Annotated in this window: 22 protein-coding genes and 1 pseudogene; 9 read left to right on the top strand and 14 right to left on the bottom strand. The window is 48.0% G+C overall.

Going from position 1 to position 20,859, the window contains the following annotated elements; translation table 11 throughout:
• The first annotated feature begins 88 nt into the window (after positions 1-88).
• Positions 89-628, top strand: a complete 540-nt coding sequence (locus AB3R30_RS24695; protein ID WP_458651865.1) for a Uma2 family endonuclease — start codon at positions 89-91, stop codon at positions 626-628.
• A 60-nt stretch (positions 629-688) separates the two neighbouring features.
• On the opposite strand, the gene AB3R30_RS24690 is transcribed toward AB3R30_RS24695, so the two are convergent.
• The 5 genes from AB3R30_RS24690 to AB3R30_RS24670 all read right to left on the bottom strand — a co-directional run bounded on the left by AB3R30_RS24690 (position 689) and on the right by AB3R30_RS24670 (position 5,578).
• Positions 689-1,009, bottom strand: a complete 321-nt coding sequence (locus AB3R30_RS24690; protein WP_458651864.1) for a hypothetical protein — start codon at positions 1,007-1,009, stop codon at positions 689-691.
• Positions 1,010-1,085: 76 nt separating this feature from the next.
• Complete coding sequence (locus AB3R30_RS24685; RefSeq protein ID WP_458651863.1) at positions 1,086-1,994, bottom strand: peptidoglycan recognition protein family protein; 909 nt, start codon at positions 1,992-1,994, stop codon at positions 1,086-1,088.
• A gap of 98 nt (positions 1,995-2,092) precedes the next feature.
• Entirely contained in the window at positions 2,093-3,604 is a 1,512-nt protein-coding gene (locus AB3R30_RS24680) for a hypothetical protein (protein ID WP_458651862.1), read from the bottom strand.
• Positions 3,605-3,734: 130 nt separating this feature from the next.
• Positions 3,735-3,887 (bottom strand): hypothetical protein, encoded by a 153-nt coding sequence (locus AB3R30_RS24675; RefSeq protein ID WP_458651861.1) that lies wholly within the window; start codon positions 3,885-3,887, stop codon positions 3,735-3,737.
• Positions 3,888-3,997: 110 nt separating this feature from the next.
• Positions 3,998-5,578, bottom strand: coding sequence for a hypothetical protein (locus AB3R30_RS24670; RefSeq protein ID WP_458651860.1), 1,581 nt, complete (start codon positions 5,576-5,578; stop codon positions 3,998-4,000).
• Between the two features lie 356 nt (positions 5,579-5,934).
• On the opposite strand from AB3R30_RS24670, the gene AB3R30_RS24665 reads away from it, so the two are divergent.
• From AB3R30_RS24665 to AB3R30_RS24655, 3 genes are all read left to right on the top strand, one after another.
• The gene (locus AB3R30_RS24665) at positions 5,935-6,201 is read left to right on the top strand and encodes a hypothetical protein (RefSeq protein WP_458651859.1); all 267 of its coding nucleotides are present in this window, start codon (positions 5,935-5,937) and stop codon (positions 6,199-6,201) included.
• Positions 6,202-6,561: 360 nt separating this feature from the next.
• Positions 6,562-6,774, top strand: coding sequence for a hypothetical protein (locus AB3R30_RS24660; RefSeq protein ID WP_458651858.1), 213 nt, complete (start codon positions 6,562-6,564; stop codon positions 6,772-6,774).
• The gene (locus AB3R30_RS24655) at positions 6,771-7,031 is read left to right on the top strand and encodes a type II toxin-antitoxin system RelE family toxin (protein ID WP_458651857.1); all 261 of its coding nucleotides are present in this window, start codon (positions 6,771-6,773) and stop codon (positions 7,029-7,031) included. Before AB3R30_RS24660 ends, AB3R30_RS24655 begins: the two co-directional genes overlap by 4 nt.
• 101 nt (positions 7,032-7,132) lie before the next feature.
• Here AB3R30_RS24655 and AB3R30_RS24650 read toward each other — a convergent pair whose 3' ends face one another.
• Positions 7,133-7,945 carry a carbon-nitrogen hydrolase family protein gene (locus AB3R30_RS24650; protein ID WP_458651856.1) on the bottom strand — a complete coding sequence of 271 codons (813 nt, stop codon included), beginning with the start codon at positions 7,943-7,945 and terminating at the stop codon, positions 7,133-7,135.
• 258 nt (positions 7,946-8,203) lie between these two features.
• Between AB3R30_RS24650 and AB3R30_RS24645 the strand changes: the two are divergent.
• Positions 8,204-8,530: pseudogene (locus AB3R30_RS24645) on the top strand (DUF433 domain-containing protein).
• A gap of 45 nt (positions 8,531-8,575) precedes the next feature.
• On the opposite strand, the gene AB3R30_RS24640 reads toward AB3R30_RS24645, so the two are convergent.
• Positions 8,576-9,784: an extracellular solute-binding protein gene (locus AB3R30_RS24640; RefSeq protein WP_458651855.1), complete on the bottom strand. Its 1,209-nt coding sequence runs from the start codon at positions 9,782-9,784 to the stop codon at positions 8,576-8,578.
• A gap of 216 nt (positions 9,785-10,000) precedes the next feature.
• Here AB3R30_RS24640 and AB3R30_RS24635 point away from each other — a divergent pair, with 216 nt between their 5' ends.
• The gene (locus tag AB3R30_RS24635; RefSeq protein ID WP_458651854.1) at positions 10,001-10,369 is read left to right on the top strand and encodes a hypothetical protein; all 369 of its coding nucleotides are present in this window, start codon (positions 10,001-10,003) and stop codon (positions 10,367-10,369) included.
• 176 nt (positions 10,370-10,545) lie between these two features.
• Here the strand turns inward: AB3R30_RS24635 and cobT are convergent, their stop codons facing one another.
• The 3 genes from cobT to AB3R30_RS24620 all read right to left on the bottom strand — a co-directional run bounded on the left by cobT (position 10,546) and on the right by AB3R30_RS24620 (position 13,010).
• Positions 10,546-11,664, bottom strand: coding sequence for a nicotinate mononucleotide-dependent phosphoribosyltransferase CobT (gene cobT, locus AB3R30_RS24630; protein ID WP_458651853.1), 1,119 nt, complete (start codon positions 11,662-11,664; stop codon positions 10,546-10,548).
• Between the two features lie 117 nt (positions 11,665-11,781).
• Complete coding sequence (locus AB3R30_RS24625) at positions 11,782-12,639, bottom strand: DUF2232 domain-containing protein (RefSeq protein ID WP_458651852.1); 858 nt, start codon at positions 12,637-12,639, stop codon at positions 11,782-11,784.
• A gap of 8 nt (positions 12,640-12,647) precedes the next feature.
• A complete protein-coding gene (locus AB3R30_RS24620; RefSeq protein WP_458651851.1) occupies positions 12,648-13,010 on the bottom strand; it encodes a hypothetical protein in 363 nt (120 codons plus the stop codon).
• Positions 13,011-13,528: 518 nt separating this feature from the next.
• Here AB3R30_RS24620 and ftsH point away from each other — a divergent pair.
• Complete coding sequence (gene ftsH, locus AB3R30_RS24615; protein WP_458651850.1) at positions 13,529-15,292, top strand: ATP-dependent zinc metalloprotease FtsH; 1,764 nt, start codon at positions 13,529-13,531, stop codon at positions 15,290-15,292.
• Positions 15,293-15,297: 5 nt separating this feature from the next.
• Here ftsH and glsA read toward each other — a convergent pair whose 3' ends face one another.
• The 4 genes from glsA to AB3R30_RS24595 form a co-directional block, all read right to left on the bottom strand.
• Positions 15,298-16,209, bottom strand: coding sequence for a glutaminase A (glsA, locus tag AB3R30_RS24610; RefSeq protein WP_458651849.1), 912 nt, complete (start codon positions 16,207-16,209; stop codon positions 15,298-15,300).
• Positions 16,210-16,248: 39 nt separating this feature from the next.
• On the bottom strand, positions 16,249-16,587 hold the full coding sequence (locus AB3R30_RS24605; RefSeq protein WP_458651848.1) for a carbon dioxide-concentrating mechanism protein CcmK: 339 nt from the start codon (positions 16,585-16,587) through the stop codon (positions 16,249-16,251).
• Positions 16,588-16,692: 105 nt separating this feature from the next.
• Positions 16,693-17,004, bottom strand: a complete 312-nt coding sequence (locus AB3R30_RS24600; RefSeq protein ID WP_458651847.1) for a BMC domain-containing protein — start codon at positions 17,002-17,004, stop codon at positions 16,693-16,695.
• Between the two features lie 287 nt (positions 17,005-17,291).
• On the bottom strand, positions 17,292-18,452 hold the full coding sequence (locus AB3R30_RS24595) for a TIGR04168 family protein (protein WP_458651846.1): 1,161 nt from the start codon (positions 18,450-18,452) through the stop codon (positions 17,292-17,294).
• 11 nt (positions 18,453-18,463) lie between these two features.
• On the opposite strand from AB3R30_RS24595, the gene AB3R30_RS24590 reads away from it, so the two are divergent.
• Positions 18,464-19,660, top strand: coding sequence for a hypothetical protein (locus tag AB3R30_RS24590; RefSeq protein ID WP_458651845.1), 1,197 nt, complete (start codon positions 18,464-18,466; stop codon positions 19,658-19,660).
• A complete protein-coding gene (gene cax, locus AB3R30_RS24585) occupies positions 19,650-20,741 on the top strand; it encodes a calcium/proton exchanger (protein ID WP_458651844.1) in 1,092 nt (363 codons plus the stop codon). The genes AB3R30_RS24590 and cax overlap by 11 nt, the downstream gene beginning before the upstream one ends.
• Positions 20,742-20,859 lie beyond the last annotated feature (118 nt).

Raw genomic sequence — 20,859 nt, 5'->3', positions numbered from 1 at the left:
GGGTTGCGCTTCAACCTGATTGCAGCGATCATCAACTTTGAGCTTGCGCTCTCTGCTTGATTCATGCAAGAACTCTATTGAGTGGCTTATGACATCAACAGCCCTGCATCCCATTACCTTAGATGAGTTTTCTCAACTCCCTAACCTAGAAGAATCTCCCGCTTGGGAACTTTTCAACGGTCAATTTTTGCAAAAGCCGATGCCCACGTTTGATCATAGTTGCTTACAGAAGCGTTTAGTTACCGCGATCGACAATACCCGTAGCCCCTACGAAGCGTTTCCAGAACTTCGCTGCATTCTCAGCCAAAACTCCATTGTTCCAGATATCACCGTCAGCCATCACACCCGCATAACGAAGGATAATCAGGCAATTCAGGGCGCTCCAAACTGGATAATTGAGATTCTTTCCCCTGACCAAAGCACTACAAAACTGATCACCAAAATTCAGGCTTGTCTAGCTGAAGGAAGTCAACTGGGTTGGTTGATCGACAGCCAAGAAGCAGTGATTATGATTTTTCTGCCAGATCAACCACTTAGGTTATTGGGCAGCGACACTTTACTCCCTGTCTTGGATGAGGTTTTATTAGAACTCACTCCAAATCAAGTTTTTGGCTGGTTACAGCGCTAATGTGACAACGCGATCGCGGAGCTAAATCGTTTAGTGGACGATTGGGTTCAGGTCAGAATTTTAGGCTAGGGGCGTTGAAGCGGGCGATATCGTTGATGGAGCAGCAGTTCTTTCATCTGCAACCGTCGTAACTTTCTGGGTTACTTTAAGTTCAGCAGTATCGGAGTCTGGTTTCTCACCAAACCTCTGGGCTACCTTTCCTGTCATCAATACACCAACCAGAACCTGAACTGATTCGGGTATCTCTGCCAGTTTATAGTCATGTTTAACTGTATCGACTCCCCACCCAACTAAGACAGCGAATATCCAGGCGAGGAATGCCAAGCGAGTTGATGAAAATTCACCATTCGGATCTTGGAGAAATTCAGCGAATCTGTTCATATTATTTCCTACAACTAAGGCATACGTGTGATTTAGCGATCGCTCTTCTTAGGTTTGGAAGGAGTAATGAAGTGAGTTAGCCAAGTGTTACAGTTCGCGTTGCACCATCCCACTTGATAGGAAGGTTCAGCTTTTCTGCCAGATGACGCACAGCCACAAACCCATACTGATCTACAAGCCTGACAATCTCAGCCTCCGTGCTGCCTGCCGCAACTTTGAGAAAGCTGTTGCTCTGGTCAATCAACAGATAGGGAACAAAAATTGGATCGCCAGTGGTTCCAATTCCGCCTGGACTAGATAGTTCGACACCCTCCTCATTGGCATGAAGTACCATCCATCCAAACTCTTCCCGGAGAGGACGAAGTTTAACAAAGCTCTTCTCGTTGAAAATTTGTGCTTCTCGGAAGACTTTGCCTTGAATAACTGCTGTGATGCTGGCTGGCATTTCTCGCAGTTCCGAACTTCCTGTAATTTTGCTTTTGACGATCGCACGAAACTCGTTGCCAACCTGTTTCTTGCTCAAAGTTGGGTTCCAGGGTAAGACCATTGGGTCCCATTTACCCGATTGATCAATACCAAGTGTCTGTTCTACCTCTCCGTGTCCCAATACAGTTTGTGGTGTGACTGGGATATCGTAAAACTGACAAAGTTCTGCGACAACTTGCGCCATTGTTTGCCATTGAATTTGAGTCGTGGGAGAAGAACCAGAATCAAAAGGTTGCTCTTTTGCTTCTGTCATACAGCAGACTGAAACTCCGATCGAGCCTGTGTTGAGCCTGAATGTGTGTGCTGCATAAACAGCATCTCCAGTTGATACGTTGTCCTGAATCGAGTGAGTACCCCGAACCAAGTTTCCATCGTCTTCAATCAAAATGTGATAGTGAGCCAAATCAAGACTGGAAGCCTTGTACCCTCCCGCTGTCCAATGAAGAATGATGCGCTTCATTGAGCAGTTGGGCATCCAACTTTTAGGAACGATCGCCATTTCTGGTCTCCTGAGTAATTTAATGTTGTCGTTTTTGAGTGAAGCGATCGCTCTTTGCCCAGATAAGTTAAAAAGATGAGCGATCGGTTTCCGTTTGATTAGTTCTTCCTCTGGGTCGTGAAACGCTGCTTTGTAATCATGTCGATGGCAAACTCGGACAGCTTCTTGTTCTCATAGAACTCGCCCATGATGGGAATGGGTGACTGGTAGAGGGTGTCGCTGCCAAAAATCTCCTTCCAGGAAAGGTTATTGGGATCGCAGTCCGAAACCCTGGCTTGTTTCATCACTTTAAGGAATTCGTGAGCGATCAAACCTTGACCGATCGCAGAGGGATGAACTCCATCCAGGCTGAATAATCCTCCTTGACGCAGCCGACCTTGCTTGTCCGTGTGATAGTACTTTGTACTGACTCGTGGGTATTGAAAGTCAAAGAAGTCAGGAAATTCATATTGCACTTTCCCTGCATTCCGTTTGAAAGCAATCTGCTGTAGAGCTTTGGACATATCAACGATGTGATAACGTTCTTGTCCACGCAGTTGATTCTTCTGTGCGACTAACCGTTTGATGGTTCGGTTGTATTCACGAATGCAATCATCAATGTGAAGCGCGTCAAGGAGTGTGAGATAGGCTCGATCAGTCTCATCAACTGCGTTCTCGTCGCGGAAGAAATGGGTGTAATACTTGTAGTAAACCGACTCCGGCTTCTCTGTTTCATAATCAGGCTGATCGATTTGTATCAGGGTAGTTGGACCAATGCCTTTTGTCAGAGGCGCGATCGTGACCAGGGGAACTGTCCCAACAAAAACTTTTCCGTTGGGGTTTTGGTTGCTCTCCATGATGGCATCTACGCGATCGAGCAATTCACTGTACTCAGCCTCAAAATCTTTTGGATGCCATAAGTTCCACTGCTCCCGTTCTGCGCGAGGCAGGTGCAAGAGAGGACGATTTGGATCGTTTGGGGTTTGGCTGATATTCAGCCCAAACACTGTACCTAAAGCATTGTTTGCGCCCAACCAAAGCAGCACATTTTCTACCCCGGTGGGAGATTGGGCTGCGAATTCCAACCAACTTAGCTGGCTGAAGTCATCAAAATCACGATCGAGCGATGGATTGAGAACTTTGAGAGCAGTTCGGTGAAAGAAGGTGCTGGGAAGTGCGAGAATACCGTCTCGATTTTCTCCTTTCGCGTTACTCTTAGCGATTTCTGCTCTGCATAATTTAGGAGTAACCGACCAGGCATCAGCCACATCAAATCCCTGGACTGACACATTATGAAAGAACTTGACTCCGCTCAGATCGGGTTTGTCTTCAGATCCCTCCCCTCGCTCGTAGTAATCCTCAACTTCATCCAACATTTGATCTAGAACTGGAAGCAATCTCACCCAGTCAAGGGCGTTGATGTCCGAACCAAATTTTCTTGCTAGACGACGCAGAACCATTTCAAGGTTGATTGGAAGTCCACCTTTTTCCCACACTTTGGGATAGCTGTAGTCTAAATCGGTAAGTCCTATAGATCGCGCAATCAAAGTGGAATAGCAAAGATCCGTCCGGGCAGCAGCACCAGACATAAAACCTTGAGATACGCTGTCACCGATCGTAAAAAGTTTCACAGTTCCTTTCTCCACAATTACTTTTAGTTCAGATCACAAATTCACCCCAGTCATTTTTGCTGAGACGAGTTTTGGGCGATCGCTCTTCTTAGGTTTGGAAGGAGCGATCGCAAATTATTCCAACTACTTTCTACGGAACCACCAAAACTGCGCTTTCCTTACTTTTCAGATGAGTTACTTCCAGCCGAACTCCCAGTGGGAAAACATTTACACCTGCAATCACAATTCGGTAGTCAGTGGATGCTCCACCGTGCGCCAAAATCAAATTGATTAGATCAGTCATTTTGAATCTTCTGTTGATTAGGTTTATGAGGTGCGATCTCTCCTGTTAGGTTGATGAATGAGGGAGCGATCGCACTTAGAAAAAGAGGCACGATCTTATCTTTCTGAAAGCTACGCCTTGAAGACTGATAACCAATCTTGCGTGTCTGCTGCAACATTGCGGGTGTAGCTTGAACGGAATCTACGACTACCAGCAATGTAGATTCCAGCAGCAGATTCAAAATCACCAGCTTCAATAAAAGGAATCATCTCGTTGATTTGGTAGAAAGCCGCCTTTGCTCTCAACGAGTTATACGGGATGAACATCAAGTCAGGATCGCCAAAGAAGTCGATACCTGTCGCCTTACCGACCGCTTTGTAGTTGAAGTCCCAGGTAATTTGAGCCAACCCTCTGCCAGGGTAACCAGTCCTCGCTGCGGCATCAGTCGTATTCTCAGCCCTCGGATTCCAACTTGATTCCCGCCCAATGGCAGCAGCAGCGTAAGCCAAGACAATAGGGCTTACGATTCCTTGATCTCTAAATGCCTCCACTAGCTTTGGAACAAGCAAAGTTGCTGCTGATTTCCAAATACTGGGAATTTTCGAGAGGTCAGCTTGTCCTCCAATAAATGTTAGGTTGATTGAAATTGATTGAAGAGCAATACCTGACGAGTCGAATGCTGTAAACGTGAAAGTACGATCGCTACCAGGGCTGAGTAGGACTTGTTCAAATGCCCAAGTTCCGCCACTGGGTTCAACCTGACCCACTGTAAAAGGACCGCCCGGACCAGCATTGACGACGATCTTGGCGACTTGACGAGTGACAGTTCCCGCAAAGCGAACTGGACGGTTCACTCGCCTCTGTTCTCCGTCAGTTGGTTGTTCCACCGTAAAAACAGCTTCTCCTGGACTCAGCCGAGCCTGACCTGCTTTCATAAAAGTCAGTTTCATCTCGGTCGTCTGCAATTCTCTTCCGCTTGAGTCGATCGCGGTGAACTTGAAAGGACGATCCTTACCTGTACTCACCAAAACATCAGAGAAGCTCCAGGCACCCGTCTCATCAGGCTTAACTTCTGCAACTGGAAAGATTCTAGTAGAATCAACAACACCAGCCGTAACGATAACTTTCTCAACTTGAGAGGTTGCAGTACCAGAGAAATTAGTGGGCTGATCAACGAATTTTGTCTGTCCTGTGGTCGGATCATTTACGGTGAAGAAAGTAGCACCTGTCGGTACTACTGGATCAATATGGTTGTATTCAACAACAAGAGAGATCTGCGAGAAACCTTTTTGGCGGTAATCAGACATAAAATCCTCAAAATTCCGCCAATCACTTCTTGCTGAAAACACAATGCAGCCTGCGGAACCGGGCACACTAGCGTCAAAGTGGATACCAAATTCTCCTCGCTGAAAATCCCTAATCTTCACAGGATCAGGTTCGATGTAGTAAAAGTTGCCTTCAATGCCAATGGTGTCTGGTCGAAAAAACGGCGTTGTACGAACGAAGTAAGAATTCAATCCAACTGCTTTGCAGGCAGGGATGGGTCCTCGCCCTTTCAAATGTTCTGACGCTAGATGCTGATGTGGTGCGATGCCTGAAGTAACTTTGAAAGTCTGAGTGGTTGCTCCTCCCTCCATGATGGACAACTCACCCCAAACCAAATCGGATTCAGGTTTTTTAGACAAATCCATGCGAAAACGTAACCAGGTCATGCTTTTGCTCCCAGTAATTTGAGAAATGTTTGTCGTGGTCAAGCTTGTTCTTTGTCAAAGCTAACCGCGCAGATCGCCCTTCGTCAGTCGGAGAAAAGTCGGGAGAAAGTCGGGAAAAAGTCAGAATTATTACGGGGAAGCAGAGTAAAACTTAAACTCAGATTTGAGAAAATACTCGTAGAAGTACCCGGAAAACAAGATTTTGCCCCGGAAGATTTATTCAAGGAATAAATCTTCCGGGCTGAGAACGATCGCACTTCTCACTGCTAGAGGCGCGATCGCTTCATCCCAAGATAAGGGGCGAGGTGGCATCTAGATGTAGCCTGCTCAATTCTTGTAGGCAAGGAGTTTGAAGCATGACATTGGAAGAAGGGTTAGAGTTGGTTGAGCAGGTCTTGGCACCTAAACAGTTAAACAAAGTTCAAAAAATCGTATTACGTGGTGTTTGGCAGGAGCAGTCCTATAAAGAAATTTCAGAAGAGTTTGGCTACACCCTGGGTCACATTAAAGACACGGGTGCTGATCTGTGGAAGTTACTCTCAGCGGCAACTGGCGAGAAAGCAACGCGGTATAACTTTCGAGGTGTACTGAAGTGGGCTACGATCAGCAGAAGCGAGCCGTAGGCGATCGATCGCCATTCGCAAAAAAGTGCTGGAGCGATTAATATCAAGCTCACCCAATAATCAGCAGTGGCAGCCTTAAGCGATCGCTCTGAGGTTAGATTGAGCGATCGCGGTTAGTTTGAGGAAAGAAAAGGGCGATCGCGTTTTTTGGAGGGCGCTTTGGCTTTGGGAGAGGGACGATTCTATTTCTGGGAGGAGCGATCGTGTTTTGAAAAAAGGAGGCGATCGATCTTCTCGATAGGGAGAGCGGTTGAAGGCAGCGATCAGAAAGAAATGATAGAGTCAGGAAAAGTAATCGCTTAATTCCATGGGGATGGACTCTAACCTTTGGATTTGGCAAAGCAAAGACAGAAGAACCCAATGAGCGTTAAAGAACAACTGCTGCAAGCGATCGAACAAGCACCCGAACCGCTTCTTCATGAGACATTAAACTACTTACATTACCTGATCGAAAAGCACCTTGACGAACTAGAAGAACAGCAAGATCGAGAAGACCTTCAGTTAGCCAGAGAAGATCTTCAGCACCACCGTACCGTTTCCTTCGCACACCTTAAACAGGAATTGAGGCTTTGAGCTACACGATCGAAATCTCTTCTCTTGCTGCCCGTCAAATTAAAAAGCTGCCTCCCGATATTCAGATTCAAGTGATTGTTGAGATTGCAGAATTAGTTGAACAACCTCGTCCCGATGGTGTCACTAAACTGAAAGGTGAAGATAACACTTACCGGATACGGCTGAAAAATTACCGCATTATTTACGAAATTTTTGATGATCAGCTTATTGTTTTGATCGTCAAGGTGGGTCATCGGCGTGAGGTTTATCGCCAGTAGCATGAGTTTGGTGATTTCCTTAAGGGATTCACTTTGCGGAATCGCTCCCTACAGAATTCGCCAATGCAGGTTGTTTGAGGAAAGAGAAGGGCGATCGCAGGTTAGAGGAACACGCGATGCTGCAATGAGGGCATTTGGCGACGCACCTGTTCTAAACGGGAAGGCTCGATCGCCGCGATCGCCACCCCCGGTTTATCTCCCGCATCCGCCAGCACCGTTCCCCACGGATCAATAATCATTGCGTGTCCATGAGTTTGCCGCATGGCATAATGCCGTCCCGTTTGGGCAGGTGCCAAGACATAGCTCGTATTTTCAATTGCCCGCGCTTGCAGCAACACCTGCCAATGATCTTTGCCCGTGTAGGCAGTGAATGCCGCTGGAATGAATAGGATCTCTGCGCCCATTTGGGACAGGTGGCGGTAAAGTTCTGGGAATCGCACATCGTAACAAACAGAAAGCCCCAGATTGCCTAAATCTTTACTAGGGTAAACAGGCGGCATTTGTAGCCCTGCTAACACGGTGACTGATTCTTGATAGGTGTTGCCATCGGGCACATTCACATCAAATAAATGTACTTTTTCATACCGGGCAAGCTCTTCTCCACTTGCTCCCACTAGCACGGCGGTGTTATACACTTTGCCATTGCCCACTGGAACCGGGAAACCGCCGCCCAAAATAGTGACCTGAAATCGCTGCGCCATTGTTTTGATGAACTTTTCGCTTTCTTGGGCGATCGCCTCTGCTTGCGACATTTTGTCCTGCTCTTCCCCTAAAAAAGAAAAGTTTTCTGGCAACCCCACCAGTTCCGCTCCTTGGCGCACTGCTAGGTCAATTAGTTCCTCTGCTTCTGCCAGATTCTTCTTTAAATCGGGCACACTTGTCATTTGAATGGCAGCCGCCAAATAAGATCTCATAAACTCCAACCCCATTGCATGGATGACTTTGAACTGTGGCTGCGTACAACGTCAGACCTATCCTTATTCAAAGATTACCCAGCTTTAACTAGTTTTCACCCCTCAGTTTAATCCCAGTTGAGTCCTTCCGATTGGCAGAGCTTGGAAATTCCATAAGGGGAGCTTTGAAAGAGCGATCGCGCTACCCCAGCCGATGCTTTTGAGTTGTTGGTAGGTCATACAAGCTAGTATGAGTATGTTTCAGCCTGAAAAGTAACCATGCGGTATCAAGACATCATCACGATTGAACCTGGAAAGCGCGGCGGCAAACCCTGTATTCGTGGAATGCGAATCACGGTTTATGATGCCTTGTCTTATCTAGCTTCAGGGATGAGCTATAGCTTTGGTCAGAACACTTAGGACAAGAAGAAGTTGCAAAGCCAAGACTGGGCAGGCGTTCTGACTCCGCCTTCGCCACGTTACACATGGCTACGGCTATATGAGGAAATTCTGGATGATTTTCCATATCTCACTCAAGAAGATATTTTGGCTTGCCTAAGTTATGCGGCTGACCGTGAACGACAAACGCTGACCATTCAAGCATGAAATTGTTATTCGACCAGAATTTATCACCGCGATTGGTCAATCGTCTCACTGCCGCATGGCTTTCCATGCCTTTTCATATTGCTCTATTGCAGTTTTAGATAAAGGCTGCAAAAATTCGCTGGTTTCTACGATTTTAGGGTCAGGGAATAATGCGGGGGCACGGTGCAGTTCGGTGGGCAAGTCAGCTAGGGATTTACCAAACAAGAGTGGGGATGCGCCCCAGGTGAGCAAGGAAATTTGCTGAGCGATCGCGGGTTGCAGGCAAAACGTCAGCCACTCTGCCACGGCGGGTGGGATGGTTGGGTTTGCTGCCGGACGCACCCAGAGATCTGCCCATAGTGCGGTTCCAGAAGTGGGAACGACGGCAACCACGTTGGGCGATCGCTGTCCACTTTGCAGCACATCTTCCGACCAACCCACCGCCACCCAGGTATCTTCCAGTAGCAGCGGTTGGAGATAGTGAGTCGAGCTATATAGTTTTGCCTGTTGATTCAGCGATCGCAGTTCTGCTGCTAAAGTCGGCACTGCTGCGAGATCTGCGGTGTTGTAAGATTTGCCGAGCTTTTTCAGGGTTAGCCCAATCACCTCTCGCGGCTGATCTAATAGCGAAATCCGTCCTTTCAACTCTGGTCGCCATAAATCTGCCCAATCCGTCGGGGGTTGCAAGCCCTGCTGTTTGAAAATATCTTGGCGATAGGCAATCACTGTAGTGCCCACTCGATAAGGCATTGCCCACACCTTGCCATTTGCATCGAGCTTTCCCTCAGCATTCCGAGTGACCAGTGCTTTCCATTGAGGAGTGTTCAATAGGGCTGATCCGCCTTGCACGGTGGCGGCATCTAAAGGAGCTAGAAGCCCCTGAGCGATCGCCCCCGATAGCCAATGATCGCCCAAAGTGACGAGATCAACCGGATTTGCGGTGTCAGACTGACCGATGAAGGGAACCCAACTGGGTAAGGCGAAGCCACTGGATTTTTGGGAATTATTGGAAGATTGCGATCGCTTCCAAGTTTGTAATAAAGCAAAAAGCTCCTCTAATTGACGGTCTGCGGCATAGTCCAGTTTCACCCCTGCTGCCTGCCGACGAAATTCGTTCAGCATTTGGGGTGGAATTGATCCTTGCAAGGCGCGAATTTGCAGCGAGGAGGAGGATTGCCCTGCACACCCTTCTAAAATTACGCTCAGGCTGCTAAATGCTGCCCCAAGGAGAAGAGATCGCCGACTGATTGTCAATGGGTCTTCCGTCATTGCCATTCTATTTGCTTTTAAACCTGCCCACATATCGTTCTCACTATTCTGACACCATTGTCTCTCATCAAAAATGGATCTATCCACATCGCTATCCACGGTATTAAAGACTCAAAAGTTCGCTTGCTTAATAAACGTTAAATGATTCAGGAATAACCGAGGGTGAATCAATATCATTGCCTAGAATGCATACAAGAACTATTCAGGTAATTTGGGACAGACATGGACACCCTGCAAAAGCAGCTAAGCGTTTTAAGTAATAAAGTGGACGGGTTGTATCAACTGATTGAACAGTTGAGCGATCGCGTTGGCGAAGTGGTGTCAGAATGTCAGAAACCAGATCAGGCAAATCGTTCTGACTCTGAAATGGCTGTAGGACAACGCTCTTATCGGATTCAAAGTTATTTTGAATCCACCATGGAACATAAAGATGTACTCATTGATAATGAGAGTCTGGATACGTCTTTCCAAACCTCTGAGCGCCCGGTTTCTCCGGAAATTCAAATTCAGCGGTTAACGGCTCAACTCACTGCCGCATATAGCCGAATGGCTGCTTTAGAAGATCAATTAGTCTCTAAACGAATTCACTAAGCTCAGCACACAATTTTCCTTACTGGTCGATTTTTATTCGCTATTTTTGGGATGAAATTAGATTTAATTCCTAAAATAAAAGCTTTTTTGACCTTAAAGCCTTTGACTGATGTTTGATCTGGCGATCGCTGATTTCTAGCAGAAAAAGTTTAATCTTTATATTCAAGCAGGCAGATTTAGATTGAAGTTTTTTGCTCTTCTTGTTGTTGCTTTGCTGCAATTAACTCAACTGCTTGGAGTAGGTCTAAGTTTGTCCATGCTTGGTATAAGTGCGCTGCGATCGCGCATCCTCCCGCTCCCACCCCTTCTTTCACATAGCCTTGCTCATAGGCGCGCAGTTGCATAAATCGAGAGTTCGCAAAATTCAACTGCGTTGCAATCAGCGGCACCTCTGCTACTGCTTTCGCTAAGCCCACGGTATCTCCTGTAGAATCATCGGCAACCCAGCGCGTGGTTCCCACCACAATATTTTGGGGCTGCCAGAAGATGGCAGATTGCTGGGCGATCGCCCGTGCCAATGCATACACCGCTAACATTTGCGTACCACCTGCCAGCAATACACCCCCTGTGCGACTTGCCGCGATCGCCATCCCTGCCACTACCGCCTGCATCGGATCGCCCACTGCCGCTAACAATGACCAAGGATCGCGAGCATCAAGACCCGCCAGTCCAGTTTTGACCAGTTCCCATTTTTGCTCATGATTACAGGTTGGATGGCTGCTGTTGACCTTGCCAGCAGCGGGGATTCCTAAGCCTGTCAACACTGCCAGCGCTGTAGTGGTTCCCCCCACCACACATTCCGCCAAAATTACATAGCTGTCTGCTGCTGCGATCGCCAACTTTTCACCCCATAGTAATCCTTGGGTAAATAAATGCTTGACTGTAGCCTGTTCCATTGCCTGTCCGGTACTGAGGCAACGAGCCGGAACTCCCTGCAAATCGATCGCCGGTACAGCAGGCGGCTGAGGCAATCCCGCGTTAAATAAGTAAACGGGCAATTGCTGACCTTCGATCACTGCTCGTGAAATCAACACAGGGGAAGCGCCCTGATGCAATGGCGGCAACGGATAGCTGGGATGAGGCTGCACCCCATTCACCAAAAATTCTGCATCGGCGATCGCGGTATAGCGGCGATCGTTGGGAGTTGCCCCCGCTGCCGAGATCCCTGGAATCAATCCTGTTTCGGTAAAACCCAACACACATGCCACAACTGGACGCTTTCCCTGATGGCTCTCCAACCAAGCTTTTCCCTGAGATCGTTGGGTATACACTCGAATTGCAGGTGGGGTACTCATACAGTTTGAGTTTTGAATTCGGAGTTTTGAATTTTGAATTCGGAGTTTTGAATTTTGAATTCGGAGTTTTGAATTTTGAATTCGGAGTTATTTCGCCTGTTTCTTGAACCCTGACCCCTATTCTTCCTCATACTCCATCATCACTTGCACCCACTTCGGAGGGCGAGGAATGGGATTACGGAGGCGATCGAATAGAAACCAGCAGACTAAATGCACTACAAATAGATAAATTAAGTTGTTGACAAAGATCATCACCAGCATGAGTGCTTGAATTAGGGGCAAACTGGGTTGAAACGCAAGATTCAGCCGAATGCAAACCCAAGTAATTAAATCAGTAATTTGAATGGTGGTGTATTGCCACAGGTCATCTCCTAAGAGCAGCGAGACGAGCCAAATGCGGAAGAAAAAACCGATCGCGCCTAAAAGTGCGCCGATGCTAATTGAGACTGACCAACTGGCTTTTCGTCGCCACAAAAGCCCCAGCAGCACGCCCATTAAACCAAAGGGCATGACATAGAGCAAACTGCGGGGCGGTCCCATTAATACGCTGAGCAACAAGCCAGAAACCAATGTTCCCATCCAAGCGGCACGATTACCCCAGCGCAGGTAAATTAGGGCGATCGGCACGGAAAAGAACAGCCGCAGAATCGGTCCCATGGGAAAGTAAAAATTCACGAGCCAGATTAAGCTGGCGGCGCTGGCTAAAAATGCGGTTTCGACTAGCATTAATGGGCTAGAGGACGGAAGCGACTCGTGAAACGTTCGCGAAGCGTCTCCAGAGGAGAATCCCTGCGGGAATTGCGCCGATAAATTTTCTGAAAACTCCACTTCATTCACGACAACCGAGGGAGTAGGCGTTGTTAATTCCTTTTCAACCTCTTCCCAAGTTACGTCTTTCCCCTCAGATGGACTCATCGGCAAATTAGGCGCTGATGAAGGGCTATCCTGCTCAGGGCTATGGGGGAATTCATTCATGTAATCTCCTAGCCCAGCACTGGAAACGACTGTTTGGCTACGTCAGTCAGTCGATTTAACAAGCGGTGTAGGCTGGATGAATGCAAAATTGCCCAAGCATTGACTACAAAACAAACGGTTCCTAACGTGAGCAGCACATAGGTTGGCACCATAACAACCCCAATCACAAACCAGGTCAGCACATGGAGTACCATAATTCCAGCAAAGGCGATCGCCACCCCTGCGACCTTAAGAACCTCGGCTGTTGGACGGTGCAATCCAGTCAAAATGAGCGTCAGTATGGTAGCGAGTAAATTTAACGGAACTAATGCGGCGCAAATCGCAACGCAATGAGCATGGGAAAAGTGGAGCAAGCTGTTGAAATCAAACATTAGGTATTAACAGTTACGGCAGACCAATGGCACTTTACCCGCCCTCTGTCTTCTATCCTACCTACTACAGACAGATTTAGCAGAGTTACCTGATGTGCAACTAAAGTCAGCCCTCATCCCCCAGCCCCTTCTCCCAAGGTAGGAGAAGGGGAGCAAGAGGATTTCAAAGTCCCTCTCCCGCTCTGGGAGAGGGATTTAGGGTGAGGGCTATTGGCAAAGTCGCACATCGCGTGAGTTCTAATTTAGTAACTTTAAGTATGGATTGTTTTGGGCGTAGGAATGAATCTATCACGGGATGTTAAGTCATTATCGTCGCGTGTGCGGCAAACCCAATAAAATAGGGGTAACAACCGCCACTATTGACTTAGAGTATTCGGAAGACCCTAAATATAAGGTAGTAGTTTCCATCTATTGCTCTAAAAGCAGGTACAGGAGAATTGACAGAGTAAGAAGTTTGAATAGGACAGAAAACTCGATTTCCGACTTCTTACTATTCCCCTTGCACCCGGAGTCCTTTGATGAAGACGGAAACCATCTTGCAGTCTGCTTATAGCACTTTTGTTGAACAGGTTAAATCTTTTCAAGTCCAACAGGTAACTTTGAAGCCCGATCGCATCGAATACACGCTTAAACCTGAATTTGGCAGCCAACAGTACTACACCCAAGCCCTTGAGCCAACCGACGATTTGATTAGCCTGTTGCAAGGTCAGGGTGTGGAGTTCAGCATTCTTCCCAATAGTTCTGCTACTGCTGCCAATATTCTAGGCTTGCTGCTTTCGGCGGGTGCGATCGCGGGGGCGTTTGCGTGGCTGTTGAAATTCAGCAATGCCGGCGGTGGTATTGGGGTAGGCATGGGCATGGGGAAAAGTAATCCCCGCAGCTATAGCCAAGGCAAAACAGGCATTTCCTTTGCAGATGTGGCAGGGGTAGACGAAGCCAAGCAAGAACTGCAAGAGGTGGTTGATTTCCTCTCGAATGGCGAAAAATATCACAAAATTGGGGCGAAAATTCCTAAAGGTGTGCTTTTGGTGGGACCTCCGGGAACTGGGAAAACTCTTTTAGCCAAAGCGGTTGCGGGTGAGGCGGGGGTGCCGTTCTTGAGCATGTCTGGCTCCGAGTTTGTGGAAATGTTTGTGGGGGTCGGTGCATCACGAGTGCGTGATTTGTTTAACCGGGCGAAACGTCAAGCTCCTTGCATTATCTTTATTGATGAGCTAGACGCGATCGGCAAGACTCGGAGCGGCGGCAACCCCAATGGCGGCAATGATGAACGGGAGCAAACCTTAAACCAATTGCTGACAGAGATGGATGGCTTTAATGGTAATGAAGGCGTGATCGTCTTAGCTGCCACCAACCGTCCCGAAATTCTTGACCCAGCGTTGCGTCGTCCAGGGCGCTTCGATCGCCAAGTTTTAGTGGATCGCCCTGATAAAAGTGGCAGAGTTCAAATTTTGCAGGTTCATGCCCAGCCAGTGAGTATTGGTGAAGATGTGGATTTAGACGCGATCGCTGCTCAAACTGCTGGGTTTTCTGGCGCAGATCTTGCCAACTTGGTGAATGAAGCGGCGCTGATGGCAGCCCGTCACAATCGGCAGGCAGTGTTGATGGCTGATTTCAAAGAAGCGATCGAGCGGGTGATAGCAGGATTGGAGAAGCGATCGCGAGTGCTTACGACCTTGGAGCGGCAAACTGTGGCATATCACGAAGTCGGTCACGCGCTTGTGGGTGCCTTGATGCCCGGTAGTAGCAAGGTTTCCAAAATTTCCATCGTGCCGCGTGGTTTAGGAGCGCTGGGCTACACTCTCCAAATGCCAGAGGTCGATCGCTTCTTGCTGCTCGAAGATGAATTGCGGGGACAACTGGCGACGTTGCTGGGTGGGCGATCGGCAGAAGAAATTATCTTTGGCAAAGTTTCCACCGGAGCGAGTGACGACATTCAAAAAGCGACGGATTTAGCTGAAAAAGCGATTACCCAGTACGGGATGAGCGCCACCTTGGGACCCGTTGCTTTTGCCAAAAACTCTGCCCAATTTCTAGAAGGCAGCAGCGATCGCCGAGCGATTAGTTCGGAGGTTGCCGTAGAAATCGATCGCCAAGTCAAGCAGTCTATCGACAAAGCCCACGACATGGCATTGTCAATTTTGCAACTCAATCGCAGCTTATTGGAGTCTGCAACTCAAGTTTTGCTGGAAACAGAGGTTTTAGAAGACGATAAACTACAGGTGATCTTGGCTCAGGTAAAAGCGCCAGCCGGATTAAACGACTGGTTGATGCAAGGTTAATTCAATTAACCAAACAGGCTCAAGTTCAGCGATCGCACCAGTTGTTCAAGCAGCCACAGCCCCGCAACAGAATTTCCGGTGTCGTCCAAGGCGGGACTGTAACACGCGATCGCGCCCTGTTTGGGGATGACCGCTAGCAACGCCCCACTCACGCCGGATTTCGTCGGCACCCCAACCTGCACAGCAAATTCACCCGATGCTTCATACAATCCACAGGTGAGCATCAGCGCATTCACTGTCCGCTGATCAGCCGCCGTTGTGGTTTTGGAGGCAGCTAGCAGCAGTCCGAGACCCGCCAAATCGACCACTGTGCCAGACAAACAGCAAATGTGATTGTAGGTATCTAGTGCGATTCCAATCGAGTTTAAGTAGCCTGACTGTTTGAGCAACTGAGCGATCGCCCGATTCGTTTCATTCCCAACTGATCGCACCGATGCCAGCATTGCTTCATCTAGCATTAATTGTGCGCCCGAAGCCTGATTTAGCCAGTGTCGCAATGCTTCACAGCGATCGCTGCCATTTCTTCCAGGAAGTAGGTCGGCAAGGGCGATCGCGCCACTATTAATCATCGGATTGCGAGGAAAGCCATCATCCTCAGCTAACTGCGCTAAAGAATGAAACACCTGATCCGATGGACGCTTGCCAACACGACAAAAAACGGTCTGTTTCCCAAGCTTTTCCAGTAAAAACAGCAGCACAAACGGTTTGATCACGCTCATAAAGGCAAAACGGTATGAGGGTTCACCTGCTGAGAAACTCTGCCCATTGGTTGCTTGAATTCGTACTGCAACGCGATCGCGATTCACCTCTGCTAGCCGAGGAATATAGTCAGGAATGCGCCCTGTGTGTGCGATCGTTTTTGCCTCAGCAACCCAGCGATCTAACTGGGTCTGAGTCAATAGTGTGAATCCAGTCATCCTTGCCCAAGCCGTTTGAGATAGAACGATTAAATTGCCCTAAGAACCGAGAAGCGGTCGTCCTTCTACCGCCATGCGGAACCGCTCAACTTCATCACTAAACCCGATCGGCAACACTGTCTCCACATTTTCATGCGGGTTTGGAATAATCACCCAAGTTTCTACGGTGCCGCCCTGAACCTTGCTAGCAGCTTCTAAGCCTGCTTCTACTGCTCGTTTCACTTCCGACACATCACCCCGAATATTCACCGTAAAACGCGCACTTCCTGCCCGGAGATAGCCTACCAACGTAATTCGTCCAGCTTTAACCATGGCATCGGCAGCAGCCAACACAGCCGGAAATCCTTTTGTTTCAATCGATCCAACCGCTTGCGGCATTCCAAATCTCCTAATGCAAATTCAACACTGTGTAAAAACTGAAAACCTGTTTATCCACCGACTTATCTTCTACGTTCCAGCACCATCCTGGCTTTAACTTGGTTGTCACATGCGGAATCGCTCAACCTGGTCAGTGAAATCAATTGGCAGCACCGACTCCACGTTTTCAGGAGGGTTAGGAATGATGTAGTGAGAGACTAGCTTGCCACCCGGTGGAGTCGTGTCTGCCGCTGCGATACCCGCCTCCATTGCCCGATGCACTTCTGCTGTTTTTCCGCGTACGGCAACCAAAAATTCTGCCCGTTCTGCCAAACCAAAGTAGACCAATGTTACGCCCGCAGACTTAACCAGTGCATCCGCAGCGGCAAGTGCTGGAGGAAACCCATCCGTTTGAATCACGCCCACAGCAAGTGGCATTCAATGCTCCTGAATCTAGTTAGCACAAGACTCATTCTACGCGCCTTCCTGCCATTTATAGTTGAAATGCTAGATGGCTTCAGTTTTAGAAAGATTGCTTAGGTGGTTTCTAACAAACTAATGAACCGTAAGGGCAGGTTTTGTAAGTAGTTAGACGAAATCAATTACACAGCAAAGTGGCTAAGAAGCTAGATTTACCCGAAGCTGGTGTGAAAATAATTCTGTCGGACTACGTTAGTTGATTTGCTGGTAGACCCATTTCAGCTTGGATAAACTTGCCTTACCTATTATCCCTCGATCGCCCCAGTAGGCTGACTATAAAGAATTTGCTCAGTAATGACAGTGAAATTTGCGTCTACCCAAATGAGGGAAGCTTGCAAAACACTGCCGTTGCGTAGGTAAACAAGCGAAAAATTGCGTTGTCGATCGCTATCAGTTTGAATGATGCGGGGAACGGCGGCAGCATTCAGGTAGACAGTTGCGTCTGGGCTAACGAGGAGCGGTGTACGGAGTGATTCTTTGGTATGGCGCAGGTGGTGATGCATATGACCAAACGTAACCAGAGGAATAGATTTGCCTTGTTGACGCACCTGGTCGATCGCGGCTGCAAAATCGGGATCGCCATGATCGCCGCCAATCGGTTGCCAATCTTTACCACAGGGATCATCCGGGCGATCGCCCAATCCGAGTGGTCCACAATGCCCCAGAAAGATGATCGTGTTGTGGGCTGCTTGGTTGGCAGCGGTCACCATGTGGGCAGTTGATTGAGCAAAATTATGAATGCCGTAGCGGGCTTGATAAAATTCGGGGTTTTTCCAATCTGAGCCACCCCAGCTAAAGGGACGTGCGCCGACAACGGTTAAGTTCAGATTCGGAAAATCTCGTTTGCCATAGCCAACATGCAGATCGCCCAACAACTCAAGCTGTTGCTGAACGCGGTCTTCTTGGGTGCGATCGTAGGGACATTTTTGCTTGCCCCAAGATGAGGCGCTGTACCAAGCATCATGATTTCCTAAAATCACTGCTTTAGGGATGTCTAACGCCGCGATCGCCCGAACGACCTCAACAGCCTCATTGCCAAAGTCGCCCACAAATAAGGCTAGATCAATTCCAAGCTGTTGCAATGCCAATCCATCAGCGGCTTCCCACTGATCATGAACGTCTCCAATTACAGCAATCTTGATTAACTCTGGAGGCTGCTTTTCATCTGTACCGGGCATTACGGTTGCCGATGTATGCAATTTTTCATTCATACTGCATTCATACTGCGCTGTTAAAGGGTCATCTCTCCAGTTTCCCCTATTCGTTCCACAGAATGCCATCTCACTATGGATTACTGCGATCGCAGTAGTCAGCAGCCAATTCGCCAACTCGCTAATCTGATACGCTGTCTCAATAAAAGGAAGACGTTTTCTATCAGATTTCGCAAACGCCTGCAAACTTGGCATAATCTCTTGTCATGCAACTTTCTCCGTTAATTAGTCACCTGTTTACTCAAGTACGGAAGTTTCCAGCCCATCTTTGGATTGGTCTGATTGTTTTGTTGCCTCTTGGTACTGGGGGGCTTGGAATTTGGCTTCTAAGCAAAATGGATGATGTGGAATGCCAAACGGTTTGGTTATCGCCTCTAGCGACAGAATCAACACGGCTGTATTGCGCTCAAGTGACTGCCGATCGCCGCACCGCAACCGACTTAGCAGAAGCGATTAAACTAGCAGACTCAATTTCGTTGGGTCACCCGCTTCGTCAAGATGGCGATCGCTTAATTCAACAATGGTCTAATCTGTTGCTGGAATTGGGTGATGCGGCGTTCCAAAATGGCAAGCTAGAGGATGCCATTACCTTACTTGAATCTGTTCCAGACAGTACAAAACTGCACAGTTCCGCAACCCAAAGAATAGAGCAATGGCGGACAACTTGGAAGCAAGCTGAAGACATTTTTCAAAAAGTACAGGATGCGATCGCGACTGATGATTTAGTCATCGCCTTTGCCGAAGCCCGAACGCTGTTAAAAATTGACAATGAATACTGGCGAACTACGCGATTTCAAGAGGTTGTCAACCAAATTCAAACGGCTAAAGAAAATAAAAGCGCTCAAGCAGCCACAGATCGAAAGAAGAAAATTGCTAGTAGTCCGTTTGAAAACCTACGTCCTCTGACTACCAATGAATTAATGTCTCGCTGGCAAAAAGAACAAGATCAAGAAGCTAGTAACTATCTAAGGAAAGCGCGATCACTCGCCGCAACAGGAGAAGTTCATCGTCTCCGAGATGCGATCGGTGAAGCCCAAATGGTTCTATCCGGCAGCGCTGAATATACCCAAGCTCAGCAGTTAATTAAAGACTGGAGCAACCAAATTGAAACGATTGAAGATCGCCCTGCCCTAAATCGAGCCATCACACTCGCCCGCAAAGGTGATATTGCCTCCCTCGAAGCCGCCATCACCGAAGCAAACAGGATTTACTTTGGACGGGCACTTTATCGTGAGGCGCAAGCCAATATTGATCAATGGTCAGCACAAGTTCGCCAACTCTACGATCGCCAGTATGCTCAAGAACTACCGCCCAACACCAAGCCCCCTGCGCGCGATTCAAGCTTTTATCAAGTTCCGCTAAGCCCTAGCCCCATTCCTGCTCTAGAGCGCAATGCTAACTAAAAATCTAATTCCGCTAATTCTGCTGGTCTTCGTACCGATTTCGATCGCGGCAGACTGGCTAGAGTGGGGTGAAACTGCCGTTTTTTTTACCTCTGCTTTCGCCATTATTCCTCTTTCTATTTGGCTGAGTACGGCAACTGAAAAAGTTGCAGTCGTTACAGGACCAACTCTCGGCGGATTGGTCAATGCTTTCTTTGGCAACGCCACGGAGTTAATTATTGCATTGGTTGCCCTCAAGGAAGGACTAGTGGATATTGTTAAAGCCAGTATTACAGGAACCTTGCTTAGCGATTTGCTGCTCCTCATGGGGCTTGCCATGCTAGCAGGCGGGATACGCTACAAAGAACAAACCTTCCAACCCATTCTGACGCGAGTTAACGGCTCGTCAATGACTTTGGCAGTTGCCGCGATCGCCCTGCCTACCTTAGTAATTTATACCTCCAATGTAGTAGATGAAGTTGCTATTCGTAATCTTTCGCTGATTACTGCTAGCGTCTTGATAATTGTGTATGGATTAACATTGTTGTTTTCTTTAGGCACCCACAGCTTTCTATACGATGTGGGCGTTGCAGACGAAGATCCGGTTTTAGAAGAAATGTCACCCACTGAGCAGCGATCTAAACTGATTATCTGGATTGTGGTGCTGCTAGCCACGACGATCACTGTGGCATTTGAATCGGAACTGTTTGTAGGGGTAGTGGACACTGAAACCGAGCGTTTAGGACTTACGCCCCTATTTACCGGTGTGATTTTGCTGCCATTAATCAGCGACGTGGCGGCATTTGTGACCGTCATCCGTATGGCAATCAAAAACAAAATGGATTTAACGGTCGCCACGGCAACAGGGGATAGCTTGCTAGTTGCCCTATTTGTTGCCCCAGTATTGGTGTTTGTAGGGCAGTTTATTTTTAACCAGCCAATTGATCTTAACTTCAGCCCATTTCAAGTCGTATCACTAGCGATCGCCGTTGCTATCACTAACGTCATCACCTCCGGTGGGCGCTCCAACTGGCTTGACGGTATCCTCCTCCTTGCCGCCTACATCATTCTCAGCGTCGCCTTTTACTACCATCCTGCCTAAATCTAGGAAAACTTTCAAAATTAAGAGATACCGACGCAAGCATCAAAATATTTGAATAAAACAAGAATAAGTGGAGGGGGTTGACAGGGAGGTAGAGAGGGGGGTATCTTAGTAAAGC

This window comes from Sivoneniella epilithica UHCC 1019 (assembly GCF_040830845.1).
In the GTDB taxonomy this organism is placed as follows: Bacteria; Cyanobacteriota; Cyanobacteriia; order Leptolyngbyales; family Leptolyngbyaceae; genus ULC077BIN1.
This window is presented reverse-complemented; position numbering and strand designations above follow the sequence as displayed.

What these genes read in the sequence shown, in the direction of transcription:
- cobT (WP_458651853.1), bottom strand. Translation starts at nt 11,664, where the DNA reads ATGAGTACCCCACCTGCAATTCGAGTGTATACCCAACGATCTCAGGGA.
- AB3R30_RS24690 (WP_458651864.1), bottom strand. Translation starts at nt 1,009, where the DNA reads ATGAACAGATTCGCTGAATTTCTCCAAGATCCGAATGGTGAATTTTCA.
- cax (WP_458651844.1), top strand. Translation starts at nt 19,650, where the DNA reads ATGCTAACTAAAAATCTAATTCCGCTAATTCTGCTGGTCTTCGTACCG.
- AB3R30_RS24685 (WP_458651863.1), bottom strand. Translation starts at nt 1,994, where the DNA reads ATGGCGATCGTTCCTAAAAGTTGGATGCCCAACTGCTCAATGAAGCGC.
- AB3R30_RS24590 (WP_458651845.1), top strand. Translation starts at nt 18,464, where the DNA reads ATGCAACTTTCTCCGTTAATTAGTCACCTGTTTACTCAAGTACGGAAG.
- AB3R30_RS24600 (WP_458651847.1), bottom strand. Translation starts at nt 17,004, where the DNA reads ATGCCACTTGCTGTGGGCGTGATTCAAACGGATGGGTTTCCTCCAGCA.
- AB3R30_RS24640 (WP_458651855.1), bottom strand. Translation starts at nt 9,784, where the DNA reads ATGGCAATGACGGAAGACCCATTGACAATCAGTCGGCGATCTCTTCTC.
- AB3R30_RS24665 (WP_458651859.1), top strand. Translation starts at nt 5,935, where the DNA reads ATGACATTGGAAGAAGGGTTAGAGTTGGTTGAGCAGGTCTTGGCACCT.
- AB3R30_RS24620 (WP_458651851.1), bottom strand. Translation starts at nt 13,010, where the DNA reads ATGTTTGATTTCAACAGCTTGCTCCACTTTTCCCATGCTCATTGCGTT.
- AB3R30_RS24670 (WP_458651860.1), bottom strand. Translation starts at nt 5,578, where the DNA reads ATGACCTGGTTACGTTTTCGCATGGATTTGTCTAAAAAACCTGAATCC.
- AB3R30_RS24595 (WP_458651846.1), bottom strand. Translation starts at nt 18,452, where the DNA reads ATGCCAAGTTTGCAGGCGTTTGCGAAATCTGATAGAAAACGTCTTCCT.
- AB3R30_RS24650 (WP_458651856.1), bottom strand. Translation starts at nt 7,945, where the DNA reads ATGAGATCTTATTTGGCGGCTGCCATTCAAATGACAAGTGTGCCCGAT.
- AB3R30_RS24675 (WP_458651861.1), bottom strand. Translation starts at nt 3,887, where the DNA reads ATGACTGATCTAATCAATTTGATTTTGGCGCACGGTGGAGCATCCACT.
- AB3R30_RS24635 (WP_458651854.1), top strand. Translation starts at nt 10,001, where the DNA reads ATGGACACCCTGCAAAAGCAGCTAAGCGTTTTAAGTAATAAAGTGGAC.
- glsA (WP_458651849.1), bottom strand. Translation starts at nt 16,209, where the DNA reads ATGACTGGATTCACACTATTGACTCAGACCCAGTTAGATCGCTGGGTT.
- AB3R30_RS24695 (WP_458651865.1), top strand. Translation starts at nt 89, where the DNA reads ATGACATCAACAGCCCTGCATCCCATTACCTTAGATGAGTTTTCTCAA.
- AB3R30_RS24605 (WP_458651848.1), bottom strand. Translation starts at nt 16,587, where the DNA reads ATGCCGCAAGCGGTTGGATCGATTGAAACAAAAGGATTTCCGGCTGTG.
- AB3R30_RS24660 (WP_458651858.1), top strand. Translation starts at nt 6,562, where the DNA reads ATGAGCGTTAAAGAACAACTGCTGCAAGCGATCGAACAAGCACCCGAA.
- ftsH (WP_458651850.1), top strand. Translation starts at nt 13,529, where the DNA reads ATGAAGACGGAAACCATCTTGCAGTCTGCTTATAGCACTTTTGTTGAA.
- AB3R30_RS24625 (WP_458651852.1), bottom strand. Translation starts at nt 12,639, where the DNA reads ATGAATGAATTCCCCCATAGCCCTGAGCAGGATAGCCCTTCATCAGCG.